Source organism: Cupriavidus sp. PET2-C1, from assembly GCF_054515855.1.
This window is the reverse complement of sequence record NZ_CM137259.1, coordinates 410,607-433,941: the sequence shown is the minus strand read 5'-3', so window position 1 is coordinate 433,941 and position 23,335 is coordinate 410,607. Positions and strand designations below refer to the sequence as shown.

General features: G+C 67.0%; 20 protein-coding genes. 11 read left to right on the top strand and 9 right to left on the bottom strand.

Annotated features, from left to right (window positions below; genetic code table 11):
* Positions 1 to 307: 307 nt before the first annotated feature.
* The 3 genes from ACX12D_RS01950 to ACX12D_RS01940 form a co-directional block, all read right to left on the bottom strand.
* On the bottom strand, positions 308 to 1,852 hold the full coding sequence (locus ACX12D_RS01950; protein ID WP_459372735.1) for an ammonium transporter: 1,545 nt from the start codon (positions 1,850 to 1,852) through the stop codon (positions 308 to 310).
* A gap of 31 nt (positions 1,853 to 1,883) precedes the next feature.
* Positions 1,884 to 2,222, bottom strand: coding sequence for a P-II family nitrogen regulator (locus tag ACX12D_RS01945; RefSeq protein ID WP_006159494.1), 339 nt, complete (start codon positions 2,220 to 2,222; stop codon positions 1,884 to 1,886).
* 65 nt (positions 2,223 to 2,287) lie between these two features.
* On the bottom strand, positions 2,288 to 3,097 hold the full coding sequence (locus tag ACX12D_RS01940) for a TorF family putative porin (protein ID WP_459372734.1): 810 nt from the start codon (positions 3,095 to 3,097) through the stop codon (positions 2,288 to 2,290).
* Positions 3,098 to 3,475: 378 nt separating this feature from the next.
* Here ACX12D_RS01940 and ACX12D_RS01935 point away from each other — a divergent pair, with 378 nt between their 5' ends.
* Together ACX12D_RS01935 and ACX12D_RS01930 are read left to right on the top strand one after the other, a co-directional pair.
* Positions 3,476 to 3,739, top strand: coding sequence for an accessory factor UbiK family protein (locus tag ACX12D_RS01935; protein WP_043343307.1), 264 nt, complete (start codon positions 3,476 to 3,478; stop codon positions 3,737 to 3,739).
* A gap of 128 nt (positions 3,740 to 3,867) precedes the next feature.
* Positions 3,868 to 5,412: a YifB family Mg chelatase-like AAA ATPase gene (locus ACX12D_RS01930; protein ID WP_459372733.1), complete on the top strand. Its 1,545-nt coding sequence runs from the start codon at positions 3,868 to 3,870 to the stop codon at positions 5,410 to 5,412.
* Between the two features lie 319 nt (positions 5,413 to 5,731).
* Here ACX12D_RS01930 and ACX12D_RS01925 read toward each other — a convergent pair whose 3' ends face one another.
* Both ACX12D_RS01925 and ACX12D_RS01920 read right to left on the bottom strand, forming a co-directional pair.
* Positions 5,732 to 6,382 carry a LysE family transporter gene (locus ACX12D_RS01925; protein ID WP_459372731.1) on the bottom strand — a complete coding sequence of 217 codons (651 nt, stop codon included), beginning with the start codon at positions 6,380 to 6,382 and terminating at the stop codon, positions 5,732 to 5,734.
* 59 nt (positions 6,383 to 6,441) lie between these two features.
* Positions 6,442 to 7,050 carry a hypothetical protein gene (locus ACX12D_RS01920; protein ID WP_441632235.1) on the bottom strand — a complete coding sequence of 203 codons (609 nt, stop codon included), beginning with the start codon at positions 7,048 to 7,050 and terminating at the stop codon, positions 6,442 to 6,444.
* A 150-nt stretch (positions 7,051 to 7,200) separates the two neighbouring features.
* Between ACX12D_RS01920 and ACX12D_RS01915 the strand changes: the two genes are divergently transcribed.
* From ACX12D_RS01915 to ACX12D_RS01905, 3 genes are all read left to right on the top strand, one after another.
* Positions 7,201 to 7,656 carry a thioredoxin domain-containing protein gene (locus tag ACX12D_RS01915; protein ID WP_441632402.1) on the top strand — a complete coding sequence of 152 codons (456 nt, stop codon included), beginning with the start codon at positions 7,201 to 7,203 and terminating at the stop codon, positions 7,654 to 7,656.
* Between the two features lie 123 nt (positions 7,657 to 7,779).
* Positions 7,780 to 8,334 carry a TlpA disulfide reductase family protein gene (locus ACX12D_RS01910; protein ID WP_459372730.1) on the top strand — a complete coding sequence of 185 codons (555 nt, stop codon included), beginning with the start codon at positions 7,780 to 7,782 and terminating at the stop codon, positions 8,332 to 8,334.
* A 262-nt stretch (positions 8,335 to 8,596) separates the two neighbouring features.
* Positions 8,597 to 10,666 (top strand): ATP-dependent helicase, encoded by a 2,070-nt coding sequence (locus ACX12D_RS01905; RefSeq protein ID WP_459373903.1) that lies wholly within the window; start codon positions 8,597 to 8,599, stop codon positions 10,664 to 10,666.
* 22 nt (positions 10,667 to 10,688) lie between these two features.
* Here ACX12D_RS01905 and cmdF read toward each other — a convergent pair whose 3' ends face one another.
* The 4 genes from cmdF to ACX12D_RS01885 all read right to left on the bottom strand — a co-directional run bounded on the left by cmdF (position 10,689) and on the right by ACX12D_RS01885 (position 17,159).
* Positions 10,689 to 12,323: a tyrosine 2,3-aminomutase gene (gene cmdF, locus ACX12D_RS01900; protein ID WP_459372729.1), complete on the bottom strand. Its 1,635-nt coding sequence runs from the start codon at positions 12,321 to 12,323 to the stop codon at positions 10,689 to 10,691.
* Between the two features lie 141 nt (positions 12,324 to 12,464).
* On the bottom strand, positions 12,465 to 13,781 hold the full coding sequence (locus ACX12D_RS01895) for a sigma-54-dependent transcriptional regulator (RefSeq protein ID WP_043343292.1): 1,317 nt from the start codon (positions 13,779 to 13,781) through the stop codon (positions 12,465 to 12,467).
* Between the two features lie 8 nt (positions 13,782 to 13,789).
* Positions 13,790 to 15,775, bottom strand: coding sequence for a sensor histidine kinase (locus ACX12D_RS01890; RefSeq protein WP_459372728.1), 1,986 nt, complete (start codon positions 15,773 to 15,775; stop codon positions 13,790 to 13,792).
* A gap of 82 nt (positions 15,776 to 15,857) precedes the next feature.
* Positions 15,858 to 17,159, bottom strand: coding sequence for a dicarboxylate/amino acid:cation symporter (locus ACX12D_RS01885; RefSeq protein WP_459373901.1), 1,302 nt, complete (start codon positions 17,157 to 17,159; stop codon positions 15,858 to 15,860).
* Positions 17,160 to 17,579: 420 nt separating this feature from the next.
* On the opposite strand from ACX12D_RS01885, the gene ACX12D_RS01880 reads away from it, so the two are divergent.
* From ACX12D_RS01880 to ACX12D_RS01855, 6 genes are all read left to right on the top strand, one after another.
* Entirely contained in the window at positions 17,580 to 17,900 is a 321-nt protein-coding gene (locus ACX12D_RS01880) for a (2Fe-2S) ferredoxin domain-containing protein (RefSeq protein WP_267605322.1), read from the top strand.
* Positions 17,901 to 18,007: 107 nt separating this feature from the next.
* Positions 18,008 to 18,652: an alpha/beta hydrolase gene (locus tag ACX12D_RS01875; RefSeq protein WP_441632226.1), complete on the top strand. Its 645-nt coding sequence runs from the start codon at positions 18,008 to 18,010 to the stop codon at positions 18,650 to 18,652.
* Between the two features lie 72 nt (positions 18,653 to 18,724).
* Positions 18,725 to 19,933: a D-alanyl-D-alanine carboxypeptidase family protein gene (locus ACX12D_RS01870; RefSeq protein WP_459372727.1), complete on the top strand. Its 1,209-nt coding sequence runs from the start codon at positions 18,725 to 18,727 to the stop codon at positions 19,931 to 19,933.
* Positions 19,934 to 19,946: 13 nt separating this feature from the next.
* A complete protein-coding gene (locus ACX12D_RS01865; RefSeq protein WP_459372726.1) occupies positions 19,947 to 20,252 on the top strand; it encodes a YbeD family protein in 306 nt (101 codons plus the stop codon).
* Between the two features lie 274 nt (positions 20,253 to 20,526).
* Positions 20,527 to 21,720, top strand: coding sequence for a class I SAM-dependent rRNA methyltransferase (locus tag ACX12D_RS01860; protein WP_441632222.1), 1,194 nt, complete (start codon positions 20,527 to 20,529; stop codon positions 21,718 to 21,720).
* Between the two features lie 141 nt (positions 21,721 to 21,861).
* Positions 21,862 to 23,021 (top strand): IS3 family transposase gene (locus ACX12D_RS01855; protein WP_459373900.1). Its coding sequence is split into 2 segments (ribosomal slippage): positions 21,862 to 22,129 and positions 22,129 to 23,021, totalling 1,161 coding nucleotides; the frame shifts between segments, so codons are not numbered across the junction.
* The last annotated feature ends 314 nt before the right edge of the window (positions 23,022 to 23,335 follow it).

The window sequence follows — 23,335 nt, the reverse complement described above, 5'->3', positions numbered from 1 at the left end:
CAGCCGGGCCGGGAGGCAAAAAAAAAGCGCGACCGGAGCCGCGCTTTCAAATGGCCTGACAGATACGGGGAGCGTTCTGCAGGTGGAGGAAACTGCCTCATTGGCACTGTATGTGCGGTCCCCCCCAAAAACAATTGAAGCTTTTTAAGATCGGATTTAAGCACTTTACGAAAAAGCCCCTGGCTCCGCTTCCCGCCTGGGCAGCCGCCCGCGGCGGACGCCTGCAATGAAAAAAGCCCGGCACAAGGCCGGGCGAAACTCCTGAGAGAAGATTCCCAATCAGCTCTCCAGCACAACACCTTTACGATCAGGCTTCATACGCGGTCTCGCCGTGCGAGGTGATGTCCAGGCCCTCGCGTTCTTCTTCTTCCGGCACCCGCAGGCCGATCAGCATATCCACCAGCTTGAAGGCGACGAAGGCCACCACACCCGACCACACGATGGTGGTGAGCACGCCTTGGAACTGGATCCACACCTGGCCCACGATCGAATAATCGTCAGAGACCTTGTTGGCCACGTAGTCATAGACACCCGTGCCGCCCAGGCTCGGCGCGGCGAACACGCCGGTCAGCAGCGCACCCAGGATGCCGCCCACGCCGTGCACGCCGAAGACGTCGAGCGAGTCGTCCATGCCCAGCAGCTTCTTCAGGCCGGTTACGCCCCACAGGCACAGCAGGCCGGCGGCGATGCCGATCACGATCGAGCCCATCGGGCCGACGAAGCCGGCCGCCGGGGTGATGGCCACCAGGCCAGCCACTGCGCCCGAAGCGCCGCCCAGCATCGAGGGCTTGCCCTTGCTGATCCATTCGCCGAAGGTCCAGGACAGCACGGCGGCGCAGGTCGCCAGCAGGGTGTTGACGAAGGCCAGTGCGGCCGAACCGTTGGCTTCCAGCGCCGAGCCGGCGTTGAAGCCGAACCAGCCGAACCACAGCAGCGAGGCGCCCACCATGGTGAAGGTCAGGCTGTGCGGACGCAGGGCCTCACGGCCAAAGCCGATCCGCTTGCCGAACATGAAGGCACCCACCAGGCCAGCCACGGCTGCGTTGATGTGCACCACCGTGCCGCCAGCAAAGTCGAGCGCGCCCTTCTGGAACAGCCAGCCGCCCTTGGCCGTGGCTGCCGCGCCGGCTGCCGCGTCGGTGTACAGGTCAGGACCAGGCCAGAACCAGACCATGTGGGCCATCGGGATGTACGAGAAGGTGAACCACAGCACCACGAAAACCAACACCGCCGAGAACTTGGCGCGTTCGGCGAAAGCGCCGATGATCAGGCCGCAGGTAATGGCTGCGAAGGCGCACTGGAAGGCGAAGTAAGCCAGTTCCGGCACCACCACGCCCTTGGAGAAGGTGGCGGCCACGGCATCGACATTGAGCCCCTTCATGAAGAGCCGGTCGGTGCCGCCAAAGAAGGCGTTACCCTCGGTGAAGGCGAAGCTGTAGCCGTAGATGGCCCACAGCAGCGACACCAGCGAGAAGATCACCAGGCACTGCATCAGCACCGACAGCATGTTCTTCGAGCGGACCAGGCCGCCGTAGAACAGCGCCAGGCCAGGCAGCGTCATCAGGATCACGAAGGCGGTGGAAACCAGCAGCCAGGCCGTATCGCCCTTGTTGGGCACCGGTGCGGGCGCTGCGGCAGGGGCGGCGGCCTCTGCAGGCGCAGGCGCAGCTGCCGCGGGAGCGGAGGCGGTTGCAGGCGCGGCAGTTGCAGGTGCGGCGGCGGCAGCCGGCGCGGAGGCTTCGGCCGCGGGCTTGTCCTGCGCCACGGCGTGGGTGGACAGGCCGATGCCGGCCGTGCCCAGGGCCAGCGCCATGGCGCCGGTTGTCAGGATGCGCTTGAACCAGGATTTCATTGTGATTAACCTCTTGTCGTTGGGCTGTGCGTCACAGCGCGTCGCCGCCGGTTTCGCCGGTGCGGATGCGGATGACCTGCTCGATCGGTGCGACAAAGATCTTGCCGTCGCCAATCTTGCCGGTGCGCGCCGATTTCTCGATCGCCTCGATGGCCCGGTCGACCACGTCGTCCGGGACGGCCACTTCGATCTTCACCTTGGGCAGGAAATCCACGATGTACTCCGCGCCCCGGTACAGCTCGGTATGGCCCTTCTGGCGGCCGAAGCCCTTGACTTCAGTCACGGTGATGCCGGACACGCCCACGTCCGAGAGCGCTTCGCGCACCTCGTCGAGCTTGAACGGCTTGATGACGGCGATGATCAGTTTCATCCGATTTCTCCTCTGAGCGGGACGGCCCGGCCTCGCGTCCGGCGTCCGCTCAACCTGATGCGTGTTTAGAAAGTCTTGGTGATCGAAGCCCAGGCTGTAGCCTTGCCGACGTAGCGGCCCGGTACGTTGGTATAGGCCGATTTGTGCGCATTGGTGTCGATATAAGCGATCGCCAGTGCGAAGCCCTTGCCCAGGTCCTTGGTCAGCCCGAGCTTCCAGTCGGTGTAGGAGGCGCTGTTCACGTGCTTCACGTTCTGGTAGCCGACGTGGGCATTGAGCGTCAGGTCCCAGAAGTTCAGCGGCACATTGGCCGACAGGTCGGCGTAGTAGCTGTACTTGCTGTCAGCGAAGCCGAACAGGTTGGTCAGCGCCTGCGAGTACTTGAAGAACACCGGGCCAGCGCCAGCGCCGACGTACAGTTCCGTGGTGTACGGGCGGGTGAAGCCGTTCGGGTAGTCGCCCGGGTAGTAGTACTGCAGCACGCCTGCGTCATAGTTCCACTCCAGGCCGGCCAGCGTCACCGTGTTCTTGAAGCCGCCGTAGAAGTCCATCTCGATCGGTGCCGAGACTTTCGAATTGCTGTCGCCGAGCCAGCTGATGCTCGAGTTCCAGTTACCCACATAGAAGCCGCTCGAATGCGAGTAGTCGAACCCGCCCTGGATGGCCGGGCGGCGGTTGGTCTGCATCAAGCCGCGATAGCGATACTCACTGGCCAAGGTCACGTTGGCGGTGAAGGTGTGCGGCGAGGCCTCGGCGGGGGCGGCGGCGTCGGTAGGTGCACCGCCCTCCTGCGCACTGCTCTGGGCGAAGGCGGCGGGGGCGAGCCCGCAAAGCACAACTGCACTGGCGCTGACTGCAAGGGCCAACTTCTTCATGGGTGTGTTCTCCTTTTCCTCTGGCTCGGTACTCGTGTGTTTGAAAGTAGTTTGTAGAACGAGGCTCCTGTCACCATTACTGCAACTGCCGTGCCAGGAAGGAACCATGGCGTGAGAGCGTCATTTTGTGCGCAAAAAGACATCGAACTGGACCCGGCCGACTGTCTCCCAGCGAACTGACTGACGTTAAAAGGTGTTACCAGCCCGCGCTGGCGCTTTCCCGGGGACGCTTGAAGCGTGATAATCGGCCCATGCCGGCGGCAAGTGCCGTGCACGCACCGCGTTTGCCCACACCCCGTTTCGGTGCACCGCGATGCAGCATGCCGAATCCCGCCCACCCAGTTATCCGCACCAAGGCGGTGCAACAGGAGAACCAGTATGAAACCCACCGATCTCTTCAACGATTTCCAGGCCAAGATCAGCGAAGCCCTGCGCAATTCGCCGGCCAAGGACATCGAAAAAAACGTCCGCAGCATGATGACGCAGGGGTTTTCCAAGCTCGACCTGGTCACCCGCGAGGAATTCGACGTCCAGTCGCAGGTGCTGGCGCGCACCCGCGCGCGCCTGGAGGAACTGGAAGCCCGCGTGCAGGCGCTGGAAAGCCGCTCGGCAGGCGGCTCCGACACGCCTGTTTCGGGCTAAGACCGTTGCCGCGTCCCGTGTTTGCCCCGGGGGTCCGATGACCCGGGCGCAGCCCTCGACCGCCAGAATGGCCGCCGTACTCCGGCGGCCATTTTCGTTAACACTTCCTTGATGCTTTTTGGAGTGAGATGAGCCTCGCCCTCCTGCGTAGCCGGGCGCTGACCGGACTCGAGGCACCGCTGGTGTCGGTCGAGGTGCACCTGGCCAACGGCCTGCCCGCCTTCAATATCGTCGGGCTGGCCGATACCGAAGTGCGCGAGAGCCGCGAGCGGGTGCGCGCGGCGATCCTCAACAGCCGGCTGGAATTTCCCAGCCGGCGCATTACGGTGAATCTGGCGCCGGCCGACCTGCCCAAGGAAAGCGGGCGCTTCGACCTGCCGATCGCGCTCGGCATCCTGGCCGCAAGCGGGCAAGTCCCGCTGGATGGCCTGGATGCCAGCGAGTTCGCCGGCGAGCTGTCGCTATCCGGCGAATTGCGCCCGGTGCGCGGTGCACTGGCCATGGCCATGGGCCTGGGGCGCGACAACGCGGCACGGCAAGCCGCTGGCGAAGGCCCGGCGCGCAGCTTCGTGGTGGCGGCGGAAAACGCGCCCGAGGCGGCCCTGATCGACGGCGTCACGGTATATGCGGCGCGCTCCCTGCTGGAAGTCTGTGCTCACCTTGGCCCCCTGCCGGCGGACCGCCTGGCGCGTGCGGAGCCGCTGGTTGAGATCGCCGGAGGCAACCCGGCCGGCGCGGACATGCGTGACGTGCGGGGCCAGACGCAAGCGCGCCGCGCCATGGAGATCGCGGCGGCGGGCCAGCATTCGGCACTGCTGGTCGGTCCGCCCGGCACCGGCAAGTCCATGCTGGCGCAGCGCTTTGCCAGCCTGCTGCCACCCATGACCCTGGACGAAGCGCTGGAATCCGCCGCGGTGCAGAGCCTGACCGCCGCCGGCTTCCATCCCGCCCGCTGGCGTGAGCGGCCCTACCGCTCGCCGCATCACACTGCGTCGGCAGCGGCGCTGGTGGGCGGCGGCAGCAATCCCCGGCCAGGCGAGATCTCGCTGGCCCACCAAGGTGTGTTGTTCCTGGACGAGTTGCCTGAATTTGACCGCAAGGTGCTGGAAGTCCTGCGCGAACCCCTGGAATCGGGCCGCGTCACCATCTCGCGCGCCATGCGGCAGGCCGACTTCCCGGCGCGCTTCCAGTTCATCGCCGCGATGAACCCCTGTCCTTGCGGCTATCAGGGACACCCTTCCCGTCCTTGCCGTTGCACGCCTGACCAGGTGCTGCGCTACCAGTCCAGGCTGTCGGGGCCGTTGCTCGACCGGATCGACCTGCAGGTGGAAGTGCCGGCGCAGGATCATCAGGAAATGCTCGACGGCCCGCCCGGAGAGCCCAGCGCCGACGTGCGCCAGCGCGTGCTGGCCGCCCGGGCCGTGCAACAGGCCCGCCAGGGCAAGCCCAACGCCGCCCTGTCCGGTCGCGAGATCGACGAACATTGCCCGCTCGCGCCCGAGGCGCAGGCATTGCTGCGCGGCGCCATGGCCAAGCTGGCCTGGTCGGCGCGCGCCTATTTCCGCGTATTGAAGATCGCCCGCACCATTGCCGACCTGGCGGGCGCCGAGCAATTACAGCCGAGCCATGTGGGCGAGGCTATCCAGTACCGGCGCGCCTTGCGCACACCGTAGCCATTCACGCCCGGCGCGGCGGCGCGGCCACAGGCGGCTCCGATGGCGGCGGTGGCTCTTCGATCGGAGGGAGGTCGGGCGGCACGCCCGGGGGCAGCGGATCCTCGGCCGGCGGCACGGTGTGGACCGGCCGCGCATGCAATGGAGCCTGCTGGGGGGAAGAGCTTCGCATTGCTTACCTCCGCTTGGGTCGTCTTCGTCTTACCGTCTTACCTTATTGAAGCAAACGCACTCGTGGGAAGCCAGCGATAGATAGGCATATGGACGGATCGGGACGGATCAGGCCGGATCGGACCGGCGCGGAGCCGGCCCTGAGTCTTCACGCCGGATGGCGCCTGACGAAGAACAGCGCCGCGCCCACGGCCACCAGCACGCTGCCGAAGATCCGGTTCTGCCAGCGCACCGCGCGCGCATTGCGGAACAGGCCGCGCATGCGCGAGGCCAGCAGCGCGTAGCCGTGCATCACCACCAGGTCCACGCCGCACATGGTCGCGGCCAGGATGGCAAGCTGGGGCCCGAGCGCATGAGCGGGATCGATGAACTGCGGCAACACCGCCACCATGAAGATGATGCCCTTGGGGTTGGTCACATTGGTCAGCAAGCCCGTGGCAAAACGCCGGCGCGGGCTCAGCGTGGCCATGCGCGGCGCTTGCCTGCCCTGCGCTGCATCGTCCTGGCCGCCGTCCACCCGCGCGCGCCATTGCTGCACGCCGATGTAGATCAGGTAGAGCGCACCAATCGTCTTGACCACGGCAAATGCATGCTCGGAGGCCACCAGCAGCGCGCCCAGGCCACCGCCGGCCACCAGCAGGATGATGACCAGCCCGGTCTGCAAGCCAAAAATCGTGGTGGTGGTCTTGCGCAGCCCATAGGACAGGCCATGGCTCATCGACAGCACCGCGCCGGAACCCGGCGACACGGCAATCACCCAACAGGCCGCGAAATAGGCCAGCCAAACATCCCAACGCATTGCGTTACTCCTTGAAAATAAACTGTCTTGAATCTGCCTTGAAGCTTGGAGCGCCCAGGTCAGAACGGATGGAAGCCCGTCAGGAACTGGTCTATCTGTTCCGCCTGGCGCTGGTCGCGCGCCGCCTCTCCCGCCTCCAGCACGACCGCCTGGTAGACGTGCACGCCCGATGCCACCAGCCGCGCGGTCAACCTGCGTGGCGACTGGTCCTGCGGCGAGACCGCGGCCACCTGCAGCTCCACACCCTCGAGCGCCACGGCCGGCGATGCGGCCGACATCACCGTCACCTTGCGGGTCTTGACCGCATCGGCAGGATGCGGCCCGAGGTTGCCGAGCAAGCCCTTCTGCATGGAATCCAGCGCCGCCTGCCGCAACTCGGCGTCATCGGCGGGCAAGGTCACCACGCCCACGGCGAACAAGGTCTCGTCGACCCGGGCCGCGTCCATCGTCATGGGCAGCTTGCGCCCGGCAATCGCCACCTCGCGCGCAGCGCCGGATGGCTTGCCGGGATAAAGCGCCGCGTAGGCGCCTTCGTTGGACTGGATGGTGCGCCAGTCATAGCGGGGCGAACAGGCGATCAGCCCGGCGCCGAGCGCGCCCAGGACGATGGCTTTGGCAAGCGGGGACTGCGGCAAGCGGAAAAACCGTGGAAACCAGGCGTGGGGCATCAGGGCGGCGAATGCGGAGATAAGCCGCTATTATCGTAGAACCCGCGTGTCAGCGCTCATCCACATTGCCCGCCAATGCAAACCCAGCCATCGATCCGGCCCATGCCGCCATCCCTCCGGGGTGTTTTTGGCACCGCACGCCGTGCTGGCATGGCGATGCTCGGCGCCATGCTGGTCGCGGCAGGCACAAGCGCCCTGGCCGCCACGGCCCACCTGCCCCCCGCCAACGATCTCGCCACCCAGGCCGCCGCTGCGGCCAGCCGGGGCGAGCCCCTGGTGGTGCTGGTGACACTGCCCGGCTGCGTGTACTGCGAAACGGTGCGCCGCAACTATCTCGGCCCGCAAGCCGCGGCGGGCGAAATCGAGGCGCGCGAGCTCGACATGACCGCCGACACGCCCCTGCGCAACGCCGATGGCAGCATGACCACCGCACGCGAATGGGCGCGCAGCCGCAATGTAGCGGTAGCACCCACGGTGCTCTTCCTTGACGCGCGCGGCCGCTCGCTGGCCACGCCGCTACGTGGCATGCAGCCCGATTTCTATGGCGCCTACCTTGAGCAGGCGCTGGACCAGGCCCGCTCGGCCTTGGCAAGCAAGGCGCATTGAGGCGCACGATGGCGCACCCGGCTGCGGCCAATCGTCGCATCCGCGGCGGCTCGGTGAATGCAGCCGGCAGCGCCTTGGCAGCGGCAGTAGAATAGTGGCTTGTCTGACCTGTCGGCGAGCATCATGACGACCTCCGCTTCCCCCACCACACCCACCCCGGCAAGCACCGCCTCGCGCAAGCGGTGGCCTGTGATCGCCGCCGTGCTGCTGGTTGCCGTGCTGGGTTGGTTCGGCTATCGCGCCGTCGCCCCCGCCAATGCGGCGCCGCCCGCCACGTTCACGCTGCTGTCGGGCGAGAAGATCAGCACCTCCGATCTCAAGGGCAAGGTCTACCTGGTCAACTTCTGGGCCACCAGCTGCGTCACCTGCGTCAAGGAAATGCCGGACATGGTCCGCACCTATGACAAGTTCAAGGGCAAGGGCCTGGAGTTCGTCGCCGTGGCAATGAGCTATGACCCGCCCATGTACGTGATGAACTATGCGCAAACGCGCAAGCTGCCGTTCAAGGTGGCGATGGATTCCGACGGCGCGGCCGCCAAGGCATTCGGCGAAGTGCAGCTGACCCCGACCACCTTCGTGATCGACAAGGACGGCCACATCCTCAAGCGCTATGTGGGCGAGCCCGAGTGGGACGCGCTGCACAAGCTGCTCGACGGCGCGCTCGCCAAGGCGGCCTGAGCCACCGCCCGGCTCACCGCCTCCGCCCAGAAAGGTGCCTTCCATGGCACCTTTTTTATTGCCTGGGCGCGCCCGGGCAATGCCCGGCTTGCGCAGCCCGGCTGTATGGATATACAGTTGCCAGCAGCTTTCCCCGCCCATGCTGGCCAGCGCACTTGCGCCCGGCATCCCCGGCATCCCCTAAGGCCCCCGCTCCGTGTTACTCGATCCCGATCCCAGCGCCGTGCTTTGCGACGCACCCGCCGTCAAGCAGCCCGATACCGTGGATGCCCGCGCCCCCGACACGCCGGCCTACCTGTCGACCCTGAACCCGGAACAGCGCGCGGCCGTGACGCACGAGCCCGCCGCGCCGCTGCTGATCATCGCCGGTGCCGGCTCGGGCAAGACCAACACGCTGGCCCACCGCGTTGCCCATCTAGTGCTGAGCGGCGCAGACCCGCGCCGCATCCTGCTGCTGACGTTCTCGCGCCGCGCGGCGTCGGAAATGGGGCGGCGGGTCGAGCGCATCGTCGACCAGGCGCTGGGCATGCAAGCCTCCGGGGCGGGGCGCGCGGCACTCACATGGTCAGGCACCTTCCACGCCATCGGCGCGCGCCTGCTGCGCGAGTACGCGGAAACGCTTGGCCTGTCGCCCAGCTTCACCATCTGCGATCGCGGCGACGCCGCCGACCTGATGAACGTGGTGCGGCACGACCTGGGCCTGTCGGCCCAGGCTTCGCGGTTCCCGCGCAAGGAAACCTGCCTGTCGATCTACTCGCGCGTGGTCAACACGCAGGCGCCGCTCGAAGACGTGCTCAAGCAATGGTTCCCGCGCTATGCCATGTGGACGGATGCGCTGCGCGGACTATTTGCCGGCTATGTGCAAGCCAAGCAGAAGCAGCAGGTGCTCGACTACGACGACCTGCTGCTCTACTGGGCGCAGGCACTGGCCGAGCCCGCGCTGGCGCAGGACATGGGCGCGCGCTTCGACCACGTGCTGGTGGACGAATACCAGGACACCAATGCGCTGCAGGCTGCCATCCTGCTCGCGCTCAAGCCCGACGGGCGCGGCCTGACGGTGGTGGGCGACGATGCACAGTCGATCTACGCCTTCCGTGGCGCCACGGTGCGCAACATCCTCGATTTCCCCGCGCAGTTCACGCCGGCCGCGGACATGGTCACGCTGTCGCAGAACTACCGCTCCACCCAGCCCATCCTGGCTGCCGCCAACGCGGTGATCAGGCTGGCGGCCGAGCGCTATACCAAGGACCTGTGGTCGGAGCGCGGCTCGGCCGAGAAGCCGGAGATCGTGGTGGTCAACGACGAGGCGGACCAGGCCCGCTATGTGGTCGAGCAGATCCTGGCGCGGCGCGAGGCCGGGCTGGCGCTGCTGTCGCAGGCGGTGCTGTTCCGCGCCGCCGACCACAGCGCGCAGCTGGAGATCGAGCTGGTCCGGCGCAACATCCCGTTCGTGAAGTTCGGCGGCTTGAAGTTCCTGGAATCCACGCACGTGAAGGATGTGCTGGCGGTGGTGCGCTGGCTGGAAAATCCGCGCGACCGCATGGCGGGCTTCCGCAGCCTGCAACTACTGCCTGGCGTGGGGCCCAAGACTGCCGCTCGTGTGCTCGATGCCGTGGAAATCGCCACCGAGCCGCTATTTGCCCTGGAGTCCTTTGAGGCGCCGCCAGCCGCCGCCGAGGCCTGGCCCGACCTGCTGGCGCTGGCGCGCAGCCTGATGGCCCCGGCCGCGCCGTGGCCCTCCGCCTTCGAGCAGGTGGTGGCGTGGTACCAGCCGCACCTTGAGCGCCTGCACGACGACGCTCCCGCACGCGCGGCCGACCTGCAGCAACTGGAGCGTATCGCCGCCACCTACGCGTCGCGCGAGCGCTTCCTGACGGAACTCACGCTCGACCCGCCGGACGCATCGAGCGACGAATCCGGCGTGCCGCTGCGCGACGAGGATTACCTGATCCTGTCCACCATCCACTCGGCCAAGGGCCAGGAATGGAAGGCCGTCTATGTGCTCAACGCCGTCGACGGTTGCATGCCGTCGGACCTGGCCACCGGCACCACCGAGGAAATCGAGGAAGAGCGCCGGCTGCTATACGTTGCCATGACCCGCGCCCGCGACCACCTCGACATCGTGGTGCCGCAGCGTTTCTATGTGCACCAGCAGACCGCCTATGGCGACCGCCATGTCTACGCCTCGCGCACGCGCTTTCTGCCCAACCGCGTGATGCCGCTGTTCCACAGCCGGTCCTGGCCGCCGCCCCCGCCGGTGGCGGATGCGCCGGCCAAGGCGCCGCTGCCCAGGCTGGATCTGGCCGGCCGCATGCGCGATATGTGGAAATGAGGCTGCGCGGCCAGGGCGCGTGTCAGTTGACCGCCGCGCCTGCCGCGCGCACCACCTCCACCAGCGCGCCGGCGCGCAGTTGCGCGGCAATGGCTTCGATGTCGTCGGTCATGTAGCGATCCATCGCCAGGAACGGCACGCGCTCGCGCACAAAGGCAAAGACCGCGCGGCCCGCCGGCGACAGGCTTTCCACCGCGCCTGCCAGCTCGGCGGCCTGGCAGGCTGCGAGCAGTTCCACGGCGAGGATGTACTGGTTGTTGTCGATGATGCGGCGTGCATTGCGCGCGCCGATCAGGCCCATGCTCACCACGTCCTGGTTGTCGCCGTTGGACGGCACGCTCTGGATGCTGGCCGGGCTGCAGATGGTGCGGTTCTCGGCGATCAGCGCGGTGGCCGGATACTGCGCGCCGGCAAACCCGCAGCTCAGGCCCTCGTTGGCGGCCGCCAGGAAAGCCGGCAAGCCGTTATTCAGGTGCGGGCTGAGCAGGCGGTTGAGGCGGCGCTCCGACACCACGCCAAGCTGCGTGGCCGCGATGGCGAGGAAGTCCATGGCGAACGCCACTTGCTGGCCGTGGAAATTGCCGCCGTGGAACAGCTCGCCGTCGTCGAAGAACAGCGGATTGTCGTTGGACGAATTCAGCTCGCGCTCGACCACGGTGGCGCAGTGGCCCAGCGTGTCGCGCACCGCGCCCAGCACCTGCGGAATGCAGCGCAGCGTGTAGGCCTTTTGGATAAACACGCCGGTGCCGGTGTTCTTCTCGTCGCCCGCGCGGGTCTTCATTTCCCCCGCCAGCTGGCCATGCCCTGAGAGGCGCGTGGATCCCGCCAGCAGCGCGCGCAGGTTGGCCGCCGATTGCACCTGGCCCGGATGCGGCTTGGCAATATCGTGGCCGTGGGTCATGAAGGCGTCGGCCGAGGCGTTCAGCCCTTCCAGCGCCAGCGCCGCGATGATCTCGGCCTGCGTCACCTGGGCGCGCATGGTTTCCAGCAGCAGGCACGCCATGCCGGTCATGGCCGAGGTGCCGTTGATCAGGGCCAGCCCTTCCTTGTGGGACAGCTTGATCGGCTCGATGCCATGCTCGCGCAATACCTGCGCGGTGGGCGCGGTGGTGCCGTCGGCCAGCAGCACCTTGCCTTCGCCGATCAGAGTAATGGCGATATGCGAGAGCGGCGCGAGGTCGCCGCTGGCGCCGAGCGAGCCCACCTGCGGCACGGCGGGCGTGATGCCCGCCTCGACATAACGCAGCAATTGCTCGATCACCAGCGGGCGTACCGCCGAATAGCCCCGCGCCAGCGCATTGGCGCGCGCGACCATCATCGCGCGCACTTCTTCGCGCCCGAACAGCGGGCCCACGCCGGCGCAGTGGCTGCGCAACAGGTTTTCCTGCAGGGCGCCGGCATGCTCGATATCCACCCAGTTATGCACCAGCTCGCCAAAGCCGGTGGAAACGCCGTAGATGGGGATATTGGACGAGGCAAGTTCCTCGAAACGCGCACGCGCATCCGCCACATGGGCACGCGCGGCCTGGTCCAGGCTGGCCTGGCGACGGCCTTGCGCCACCTGCGCCAGCGCCGCGGCGGTGAGTTGCTGGCCATCGACCTCGACGGCCGTGCCGCCCAGGCGGCTGGAAGCGTGCTGGCTGGATACCTCGTTCATTGCGTGTTCCGGGTGAGCTGTTCGGGCCCGCGAGTGTATCAAGAGATGTCGACTCGCAGCGCACAGCGCCCGGTTAGCCCGGTTAGCCCGGTTGGCCCGGTTAGCCCGGAAACGCCCGAAGCGCCGGAAGCGCCGGAAGCGCTACAGCCCGTAGCGCTTGATCTTGTCATACAGCGTGGCCTTGCCCACCTGCAGCAGATCCGCCGCCTGGCTGACCGCGCCGCCGGTGCGCGCCAGCGTATCGGCGATGACGGCGCGCTCGTAGTGCTCCATGCGCTCCTTGAGCGGCGTGGAGTCGTCGAGCGCATCGGCGCGCGTGCCACCCTCGGGCACGCCCAGCACCAGGCGGTCGGCGGCGTTGCGCAGCTCGCGCACGTTGCCGGGCCACGCGCGCTGCATCAGCGCCTGGCGCTGCAGCTCGGAGAGGATGGGCACGGGGCGCTGGTAGCGCACCGCCGCCACCAGCATGAAATGCTCGAACAGCGCAACGATGTCCTCGCGCCGCTCGCGCAGCGGGGGCAACGGGATGGTGACCACGTTGAGCCGGTAGTACAAATCCTCGCGGAACGTGCCTTGCGCCACCAGCGTCTCCATATCGCCCTTGGCCGCGGCCACGATGCGCACGTCGATGGCGATGGAGGCATTGGAGCCGAGCCGCTCCAGCGTGCCCTCCTGCAGCACGCGCAGCAGCTTGACCTGCAGCGCCAGCGGCATGCTCTCGATCTCGTCGAGGAACAGCGTGCCGCCCGAGGCGTGCTCGAGCTTGCCCACGCGGCGCTTGCCGGCGCCGGTAAACGCGCCGGCCTCGTGGCCAAACATCTCGCTCTCGAAGATGGCCTCGGGCACCGCGCCGCAGTTCAGCGCGACGAAGGGCGCCTGGTGGCGCGGCGACAAGGCATGCAGGCTGCGCGCCACCAGCTCCTTGCCGGTACCGGTCTCGCCGTTGATCATCACGGGGACATCCGTGGCGGCCACGTTGGCCACCAGCGTGCGCACCTGCTCGATGGCCGGCGAGCGCCCGATGATGCGCGTGCCCGCCGCCGGGCCGGCCAGCTCGCGGCGCAGCGCGCGGTTCTCCAGCTCCAGCGCGCGCCGCTCCAGCGCGCGCCGCACGGTCTCGGTCAGGCGGTCGGCGCCAAAGGGCTTCTCGATGAAATCGTAGGCGCCTTCGCGCATGGCCTGTACCGCCATGGTGATATCGCCGTGGCCGGTGACCAGGATCACCGGCACGCCCGGCGCCGCGTTGCGGCAGTGCTGCAGCAGGTCCAGCCCGCTGGCGCCGGTGAGGCGCACGTCCGTCACCAGCACGCCGGGAAATTCCGGCGACAGGTGCGGCATGGCGGCCTCGGCCGAGGGCAACGCCAGCACGGAGAAGCCAGCCAGCTCCAGGCTCTGCGCGGTGGCCTGGCGCACCAGGGGTTCGTCTTCGACGAACAGGACACGCAATCCGTCTTGCATGGCAATGCTCACTCAGTATGGGTGGGAGAGATGGAAGTGGTGGCGGCGCGGGGCGCGGCACCGTCGGGCGCGGGCGCGCGCCGCAGCATCACCACGAATTCCGCGCCGCCGCCGGGCCGGTCGGCCGCGCTCAGCTGCCCGCCGAACTCGCGCACGATGGATGACGAAATGGCCAGGCCCAGGCCGAGCCCCTGGCCAATCTCCTTGGTGGTGAAGAAGGGTTCGAACAATCTTGGCAAGGCGTCGGCGGCGATGCCGGTGCCATTGTCGCGCACCGCGATGCTAACCGTGCCGCCGTGCTCGCTCACCGCCACTTCCACGCAGGGCGCCTGCGGCGCCGCGGTAGCCAGCGCATCGAGGGCATTGCCGATCAGGTTGAGCAGCACCTGCTCGAGCTTGAGCTCATCGGCCCACACCGCCGGCCCGGGCGGCTGGGACAAGCCCTCCACCTTCAGCGCGACATGGGCCAGGCGCGGGGCCATGAGCGCCAGCACGTGGTCCAGCGCGGCGCGCACATGCACCGCGTGCCGCCGCTGGCGCGCCTTGCCGGCGAACAGCTTGAGCTGCCCGGTGATCTTGCCCATGCGGGTGGTGAGGTCGGCGATGGCGACGAGGTTGCCGGCGGCCGCATCGAGCTGCCCGCGCTCGAGCAGCACGCGGGTGTTGTCGGAAAACGTGCGCAGGGCCGCCAGCGGCTGGTTCAGCTCATGCGTGATGCCGGCTGCCATCTGGCCCAACGCCGCCAGCTTGCTGGCCTGCACCAGTTCATCCTGCGCCGCGCGCAGCTCGCTCTCGGCGCGGGTGCGCTCCGCCACCTCGGCTTCCAGCTGCTCGTTGATGGCCATCAGGTCGGCGGTACGCGCCTCCACCCGGCGCTCCAGCTCATCGTAGGCGGCTTCGAGCAGGCGCCTGCCGTATTCGATATCGCGCGCGCGCTGCCGGCGCTGGCGCCAGTTGAACAGCAGCAGGCACATGCAGGCATAAGCTAGCGCCGCCCCGACGGTGGCATTGCGCGCGCTGGCCAGCACCGGGTCCAGCGCGGCCATCACCTGCATGGTCCAGTCGGCCGGGCCCACCTTGCGGCTGATCTCGAGGTAGCGCTCGGCGTTGCTGCCGGACCCGATGCGCACCAGCCGCGCGCCCTCGCCCAGCACGGTCCGGCCCAGCCATTGCGTAACGGGGGACTGCAGCGCCTCCAGCGGCAGCGGCCTGACCTCCTGGTCATGGTACTGGCGCGTGCGGTCCAGCTCGGTCTGCAGCTCGCTTGGCAGCGGCTGCAAGGTGCGGTACTGCCAGGCCGGCACCGAGGAAAGGAAGATCACGCCATGCTCGTCGCTCACCATCACCGGCTCGGCACCGCCGGCGCCAGCGCGCTGGAACCACTCCAGGTTGAGCTTGACCACGGTCACGCCCACCACGCGCCCGCCCACCTTCACGGGCTGCGCAATGTAGTAGCCGGGCTCATCGCTGGTGATGCCGATGGCGTAGAAGCGCCCGATCTCCCCGCGCGATGCGCTCTGGAAGTAAGGGCGGAAGCGGTAGTCGGTGCCGACAAAGCTGCCCGGCTCGTCATGGTTGCTGGCGGCCAGCGCGAGGCCGTTGGCGGCAATGACATAGGTGGCCGAAGCCCGCGCGCGGCGGTTGACTTCGGACAGGTAGCGGTTGGCCGCCGCCACGCGCACGGGATCGCCTGGCGCGGCCAGCAGGTCATGGACAAAGGGATGGAGCGAGACCAGCGCGGGGAGGAACTCGTAGCGGTCGAGCGTGCTTTCCAGCGTGGCCGCGTAACGATCGGCGCGGGTGGCCGTGGCTTGCTGCAGCCCGTCGATGCCGCGCTGCATCGAAACCAGCCAGGTCAGCGAGCACAGGACGACCAGGCCGACGGCGAGCGCCGCGGCAAAGCCCCGCCAGGTTCCGCCGCCATCGCCTGGCGCATGCACCAGGCGGGCGGAAGCGGGATCATGCACGGCGAGGAAATCGTCGGAATGTGGCATCGGCGCATGCGAAGGGACACGCGCCGATGATACCCGCTGGCGGGCGGCGCCGGCTGGCGCCGCCGCTCCGGAGGCCGGGACCTCAGCGGACGCCGGGGCCGGCTTCGGCAAGTTCGGCCGTTTCATCGCCGCCACGGCGCAGCATGCGGTCAAGCTGCGCGCGGTCGAGTTCGTGCTCCCACGCCGACATCACCACCGTCGCCACGCCATTGCCGATGATATTGGTCAGCGCGCGGCATTCGCTCATGAAGCGGTCGATGCCGAGGATCAGCACCATGCCCGCCACCGGAATGTCCGGCACCACCGCCAGCGTCGCGGCCAGCGTGATGAAGCCGGAGCCGGTCACGCCGCTAGCGCCCTTGGAGGTGATCATCGCCACGCCCAGCACGGTGAGCTGCTGCAGCAGCGTGAGCTCGATGCCGGTGGCCTGGGCGATGAACAGCACCGCCATGGTCATGTAGATGTTGGTGCCATCCAGGTTGAAGGAGTAGCCCGTGGGCACCACCAGCCCCACCACCGATTTGGAGCAGCCCAGCTTTTCCAGCTTTTCCATCAGGTGCGGCAGCGCCGCCTCCGACGAGCTGGTGCCCAGCACGATCAGCAGTTCCTCCTTGATGTAGGAGATGAAGCGGAAGATGTTGAAGCCCGTCAGGCGCGCCACCGTGCCCAGCACCGCCACCACGAAGACGATCGCCGTGAAGTAGAAGGTGCCGATCAGCTTGAGCAGCGGCACCAGCGAGCCCAGGCCGTACTTGCCGATGGTGAAGGCCATCGCACCGAACGCGCCCAGCGGGGCCACCTTGGTGATCACGTGAACGATGTGGAAGAACACCTTGGAGACCTGCTCGACGAAGTCGAACACGATCTTCGAGCGCTCACCCATGGCCGCCAGCGCCGAGCCGAAGAGCAGGGAAATCAGCAGGATCTGCAGGATGTCGCCATTGGCGAACGCGCTGACCATCGTGTCCGGGATGATGTGCATGAAGAACTCGACCGTGCTCTGGCCATGCGCCTGCGTCACGTACTGCGAGATCGACTTGGTGTCGAGCGTGGCCGGATCGATGTTGAAGCCCGCGCCCGGCTTGAGCAGGTGCGCGGACAGCAGGCCGATCAGCAGCGCGAAGGTGGAGATCACCTCGAAGTAGAGCAGCGCCTTGCCGCCGACCCGGCCCACCTTCTTCATGTCGCGCATGCCGGCGATGCCGGACACCACGGTACAGAAGATGATCGGGCCGATGATCATCTTGATCAGCTTGATGAAGCCATCCCCCAGCGGCTTCATGGCTACGCCCGTAGCGGGCCAGAAATGCCCGAGCACGATGCCCACCGCGATGGCGAACAGCACCTGCACGTACAGGATCTTGTAAAAGGGTTTCCTCATGATGTCGTCCTCGGTATTTGACCGTGCCCGCCGCCGCACAGCGGCAGATTCGCGCGCCCTGCAAATGGAGCGCGTCTGCCTTAAGCATCGCAACCGCCGTGCCAGGCCGGCCGGCGCCGCCAAGTGACTGATTTCAAAAGGAAGCTGGCAAAGCGGACGACCATTCACTCCGATTTTCCGGAATTCCGGAAATCGGCCGTCCAGAGATCCGGACGATCCGCCCGGCCTGGGTGCGCGCTACGCCACCCGTGGCCGCGGCGCAGTAGGCGCGGCACACGCGCGGCATCGAAGCGGGTTCCCAAAGCGTCGAACCGACCCCCATGACGCCGTATAATTCAGCCCTTCCACCCATTCCTGGCGACCGGCGCGCGCCCCGGGCACTCCTTGCCTCCTGCGTTGCCGCCGCCGATACGCCCACCACGCATGCGCAGCCACTACCAGCACCACGTTTTCTTCTGCCTCAACCAGCGCGAGGACGGCGGCGCCTGCTGCGGCGCGCATAACGCCCAGGCCATGCAGGAATACGCCAAGAAGCGCTGCAAGGCGCTTGGCATCTCCGGCGGCGAAGGCCGCGTGCGCATCAACAAGGCTGGCTGCCTGAACCGTTGTGAACTCGGGCCGGTGCTGGTGGTCTATCCCGAGGCCGTCTGGTACACCTTCGTCGACGAGCAGGACATCGACGAGATCATCGAGAGCCATCTGGTGGGCGGCAAGCCGGTCGAACGCCTGATGGTCGATCACTGATTGACCTCAGTGACCTCAGCCCCGGCCTCGGCTGAAACGCTGAAACGCTGAATCACCGAAACCACGGCGCCACGGCGCCAGAGCCAGCCACCCTGCTTCCTGTTCCCATGAACGCGCATACCCAGGTACTTACCGTCGCCGGCCCCGTCGGCGCCATCGACGTTTCAGTCGACCTGCCCCAGGCCGGCGCCCCGCGCGGGCTCGCGCTGGTGGCCCACCCGCATCCGCTGTTCGGCGGTACCAAGGACAACAAGGTAGCGCAGACGCTGGCACGCAGTTTCGTGCAGCTTGGCTACGCCACCGTGCGCCCGAACTTCCGTGGCGTCGGCGGCACAGCCGGCAGCCACGACAACGGCGTGGGCGAGCAGGACGACCTGCTGGCCGTCATCGACTGGATGCGTACCCAGTCCGCGTGGTCGCCGGATGCCGCCACGCTGCCGCTGGCGCTGGCCGGCTTCTCGTTTGGCAGCTTCGTGGCCAGCCACGTCGCCCGGCGCCTGGCCGAAGCCGGCACGCCGGTGCAGCGCCTGGCCATGGTGGGCACCGCCGCCAGCCGCTGGGAAGTCGCCCACGTGCCGGCCGACACCATCGTCATCCACGGCGAGCAGGACGATACCGTGCCGCTGGCGAGCGTGTTCGACTGGGCCCGCCCGCAGGAGCTGCCGGTGATCGTGATCCCCGGCGCCGACCACTTCTTTCATCGCAAGCTGCACCTGATCAAGCAGCTCGTCGTCAATGCGTGGGACCAGTGACGGGGGCGGCGCGCCGCCCCGCCATGTCACCGGATGCACTCCCCGCCCCTTTTTTTTGCCGGAAACTGAAACATGTTGAATAGAGCCACGCCGCTTTTCGCGTCCGCCAACACATCCGCCCTGGTCACCGCAGCCATCGTCGGCGCCGCCGTCGTGCTTGCCCCGGCTCCCGTGCGCGCCCAGGGCGTGCCGATGCCGCAGGTGGCGGCCAAGTCCTGGATGCTGTATGACGTCACCAGCGGCCAGGCCCTGGCTTCGCAGAACGCCGATGTGCGCGTCGAGCCGGCTTCGCTGACCAAGCTGATGACCGCCTACCTGGCGTTCGCCGCACTCAAGGAAAAGCGCCTCACGCTGGACCAGACCGTGGTGCCGACCACGATCGTGCAGAAGGTCAAGAGCGACGAATCCCGCATGTTCCTGGAAGCCAACAAGCCGGTCAGCGTGCAGGACCTGCTGCTGGGCCTGATCGTGCAATCGGGCAATGACGCGGCGCTGGCGCTGGCCGAAGCCGTGGGCGGCTCGGAAGAAGGCTTCGTGGCGATGATGAATCGCGAGGCCCAGCGGATGGGCATGAAGAACACCCACTTCAGCAACACCGACGGCATCCCCGACCCGAACCACTACACCACGGCCTTGGACCTGGCCACGCTGACCACGCGGATCATCAAGGACTTCCCCGAGTACTACAGCATGTACTCGCAGAAGGAGTTCACCTACAACAAGATCCGCCAGCCCAACCGCAACCGCCTGCTTTACATCGACCCCACCGTGGACGGCCTCAAGACCGGCCACACCAAGTCGGCCGGCTATTGCCTGATCTCCTCGGCCAAGCGTCCGCTGGCCAATGTGCCTAACGGTTCGCGCCGCCTGGTCTCGATCGTGATCGGCACCACCACTGAAGCGGTCCGCACGCAGGAAAGCCTGAAGATCCTGAACTACGGCTTCCAGTTCTTCGACACGCTGCGCCTGTACGACCGCGGCCAGGTGCTGGCCACGCCCGACATCTACAAGGGCAAGGCATCCACCGTCAAGATCGGCGTCAAGGAAGAGACCTACATCACCGTGCCCAAGGGCACGGGCGGGCGCATCAAGCCGGTGCTGGAGCGCCAGGAACTGCTGGTGGCGCCGCTCACCGCCGGCCAGCAGGTCGGCACGGTCAAGCTGATGGACGGTGCCACCAAGGTGGCCGAGTTCCCGGTGGTGGCACTGGAAGACGTGCCCGAGGCCGGCTTCTTCGGCCGCCTGTGGGATACCATCCGCTTGTGGTTCAAGCGCAAGTAAGGAGGGCATTGAAATGAGCGCCGACAATTCCGACCAGGGCAAGCCGGGCGACATCCCGCCGGCCGAGTCGCTGATCGAGTACCCCAGCCATTTCCCCATCAAGGTGATGGGCAGCATGCAGGATGGCTTTGCCGAAGCCATCGTGACGCTGGTGCAAGGCTTCGATCCCGACTTCCACGCCGGCAAGATGGAGATGCGCCCTTCCGCCAAGGGCAACTACCTCGGCCTGACCGTCACGGTATGGGTCACCAGCCGCGAACAGCTCGACGAGCTGTACCGCGCGCTGACGTCGCACCCGATGGTGAAGATAGTGCTGTAGCCGGTTGAGCGGTGTAGCGGGCCGGCGAGCTTGCCGTCATCCTCCCGCCATGCGCTGCGTGGCTCACCCTCTCCCGCATCGCGCGGCGAGGGTGAGCGTCTGCAATGCTGCCGTGCTGGACAAAAACATTGGCTCCGCTTGATGTGGCTCCTGGCTAAGCCACCCCTCTCCCCGCCCCTCTCCCCCTGAGGGGAGAGGGAGTAACAACAATCAGGCGCTTCGGACCGAGTTGGCCTATCTGCTCGGCTTCGTCTGGCGCCTAAAACACAGACTCATGAACACCATCACCCTCAAGCCCGGCAAGGAAAAATCCTTGCTGCGCCGCCACCCCTGGGTCTACGCCACCGGCGTGGATACCGTCGAAGGCCGCTGCGAGCCCGGCAGCACCGTGATCGTGCGCGCCGCCGACGGCCGCTTCCTGGCGCGCGGGGCGTACAGCCCCTCTTCCCAGATTCGCGTGCGGGTGTGGAGCTTCGACGAGAACGAGCCGGTCGATCACGCCATGTTCAAGCGGCGCGTGTCCGCCGCCCTCGCGCATCGCAAGCAGTGGGTGAAAGACAGCGACGCCGTGCGCCTGATCTTTGGTGAATCCGACCGCCTGCCGGGCCTGATCGTCGACTACTACGGCAGCGGCGCCAACGGCCAGCTGGTGTGCCAGTTCAATGCGGCCGGGGTCGAAGCCTGGAAGGACGCACTGGTGCAGGCGCTGGTCAAGGAAACCGGCTGCCCGAACGTGTACGAGCGCTCCGACGCCGCCGTGCGCGAGCGCGAAGGCTTGCCGCTGGTGACCGGCGTGCTGGCCGGCGCCGAGCCCGACCCCGAGCTCAGCGTGACCGAGCATGGCGTGCGCTACTACGTGGACGTGAGGAGCGGCCACAAGACCGGCTTCTATGTCGACCAGCGCGACAACCGCAAGCTGGTGGGCGACCTGGCCAACGGCCGCGAAGTGCTCAACTGCTTCTGCTACACCGGCGGCTTCTCGCTGGCGGCGCTGCGCGGCGGCGCCACCTCGGTGACCTCGATCGACTCCTCCGGCGAGGCGCTCAAGACCGCCGCGGGCAACGTCACCCTCAACGGCTTCGACCCCGAGCGCGCGACCTGGCTCGACGCCGATGTGTTCAAGTCGCTGCGCCAGTTCCGCGCCGACGGCCGCCAGTTCGACCTGATCGTGCTGGACCCGCCCAAGTTTGCGCCATCGGCCCAGCACATCGACCGCGCCGCGCGCGCCTACAAGGAGATCAACCTGGTCGGCCTGCAGTTGCTGCGCCCGGGTGGCCTGCTGTTCACCTACTCATGCTCCGGCGCGATCAGCATGGAACTGTTCCAGAAGATCGTGGCAGGCGCGGCGACCGATGCCCGCGCCGATGCGCGCATCCTGCGACGCCTCTCGGCCGGCACCGATCACCCGATGCTGGCGGCCTTCCCCGAAGGCGAGTACCTCAAGGGCCTGCTGCTGGAAAAGATCTGACAACCAAGGGCATTGGCCAAGGGCATTGGCCGAAGCCGCCGAACAGGCCAAAGCCGCGCGCCATGACGACGGCTGTCTGTAGTGGTCTAATTTCCTCAGACAGGTCGATAGGTGGAAAATCACGATCGACGAGGAAAGCAGATGACAAAGCAACGCCGTAATTTTGATGCCAGCTTCAAGCTGGAAGTGGTCCGAATGGTCCGGGAGCAGGCCCTTTCGGTTACCGAGGTATGCCACACGATGGGGATTGGCGAGACGGCGCTCAGGCGCTGGCTCGCCCAGTATGACCTGGAGCTGGCTGGCGGCCAGGGCACTGGCAAGCCGCTCACGCCCGAGCAGCTGCGGATCCGGCAGTTGGAAGAGGAGAATCGCCGCCTGAAGGAGGACAACCTGATCCTAAAAAAGGCATCGGCCTTCTTCGCCCGGGAACTGAAGTGATTTATCGCGTCGTGACCGCGTTGCAGAAGGAGGCCATTTCGATCAGCCGTGCCTGTCGGGTGTTGAGCGTGAGCCGTGCAGGCTATTACGCACACCGGCAGAGGGGGCCAGGCGACATGGCGCGTGCCAGGCAAGAAGTCCATGTGCGAGCGGCCTTCGAGGGCAGTGGGCGCAGCTACGGCAGCCGTCGAGTGGCGCAGGCGGTGAGCGCACAGGGCGTGAAGATCGGTCGCTACAGGGCGCGCGCGCTGATGCGCAAGGCGGGCCTGCGCCCGGTCTGGCAGCGCAAGTTCGTAGCCACCACGAACAGCCGGCATGACCGCCCGGTAGCGCCCAACGTGCTGAATCGGCAGTTCAGGCCGGCGCAGCCCAATCAGGCATGGGTGTCGGACATGACGTATATCCGCACGGTCGAAGGCTGGCTGTATCTGGCGGTCGTGCTGGACTTGTATTCGCGCAAGGTGGTGGGGTGGGCGATGGCGCCGACGATGCCGGCCTCGCTGATCGTCAATGCGCTGAAGATGGCGATCCAGCAGCGCAATCCGGCACCTGGGCTGATCGTGCATTCGGATCGGGGCAGCCAGTATGCCAGCGAGGAGTATCAGGGCTTGCTGGCGCGCCACGGACTGGTTTGCAGCATGAGCCGCTTGGGCGACTGTTGGGACAATGCTGTCATGGAGCGCTTCTTCCTGAATCTGAAGATGGAGCGCGTATGGCAGAAGCGCTACGTCGACCGGGCCGAGGCCCGGCGCGACATCACGCAGTACATCGTTGGCTTCTACAACCCGGTGCGATTGCACTCGACGCTGGGCTATGAGTCGCCGCAGAAATACGAGGACAAGCTAAAGCACCAGACAACCTAAACACCTGTCTGAAATAACTTGACCACCACAGTCTCTCCCTCTCCCCTCATGGGGAGAGGGACGGGGAGAGGGGTGGCTTAGCAAGGAGCCACTTCAAGCAAAGCCCGCGGTGTTGTCCAGCACGACGCCGCAACGAGCGCCCGCCCTCTCCCCCGGACCCTCACCCACTAGTGGCAAGCAAATCGGCCATATCGCAGGATGGCGGCCGTCACCCCGTCTTCACGCGAGCGCCTTCAGTCCGTCATAAACGCCGCCTATAGTCCGCTGTGCGGATGCGGCATTGGCAGGTGCCCTCCCGCCTCTTCCTATCAGTC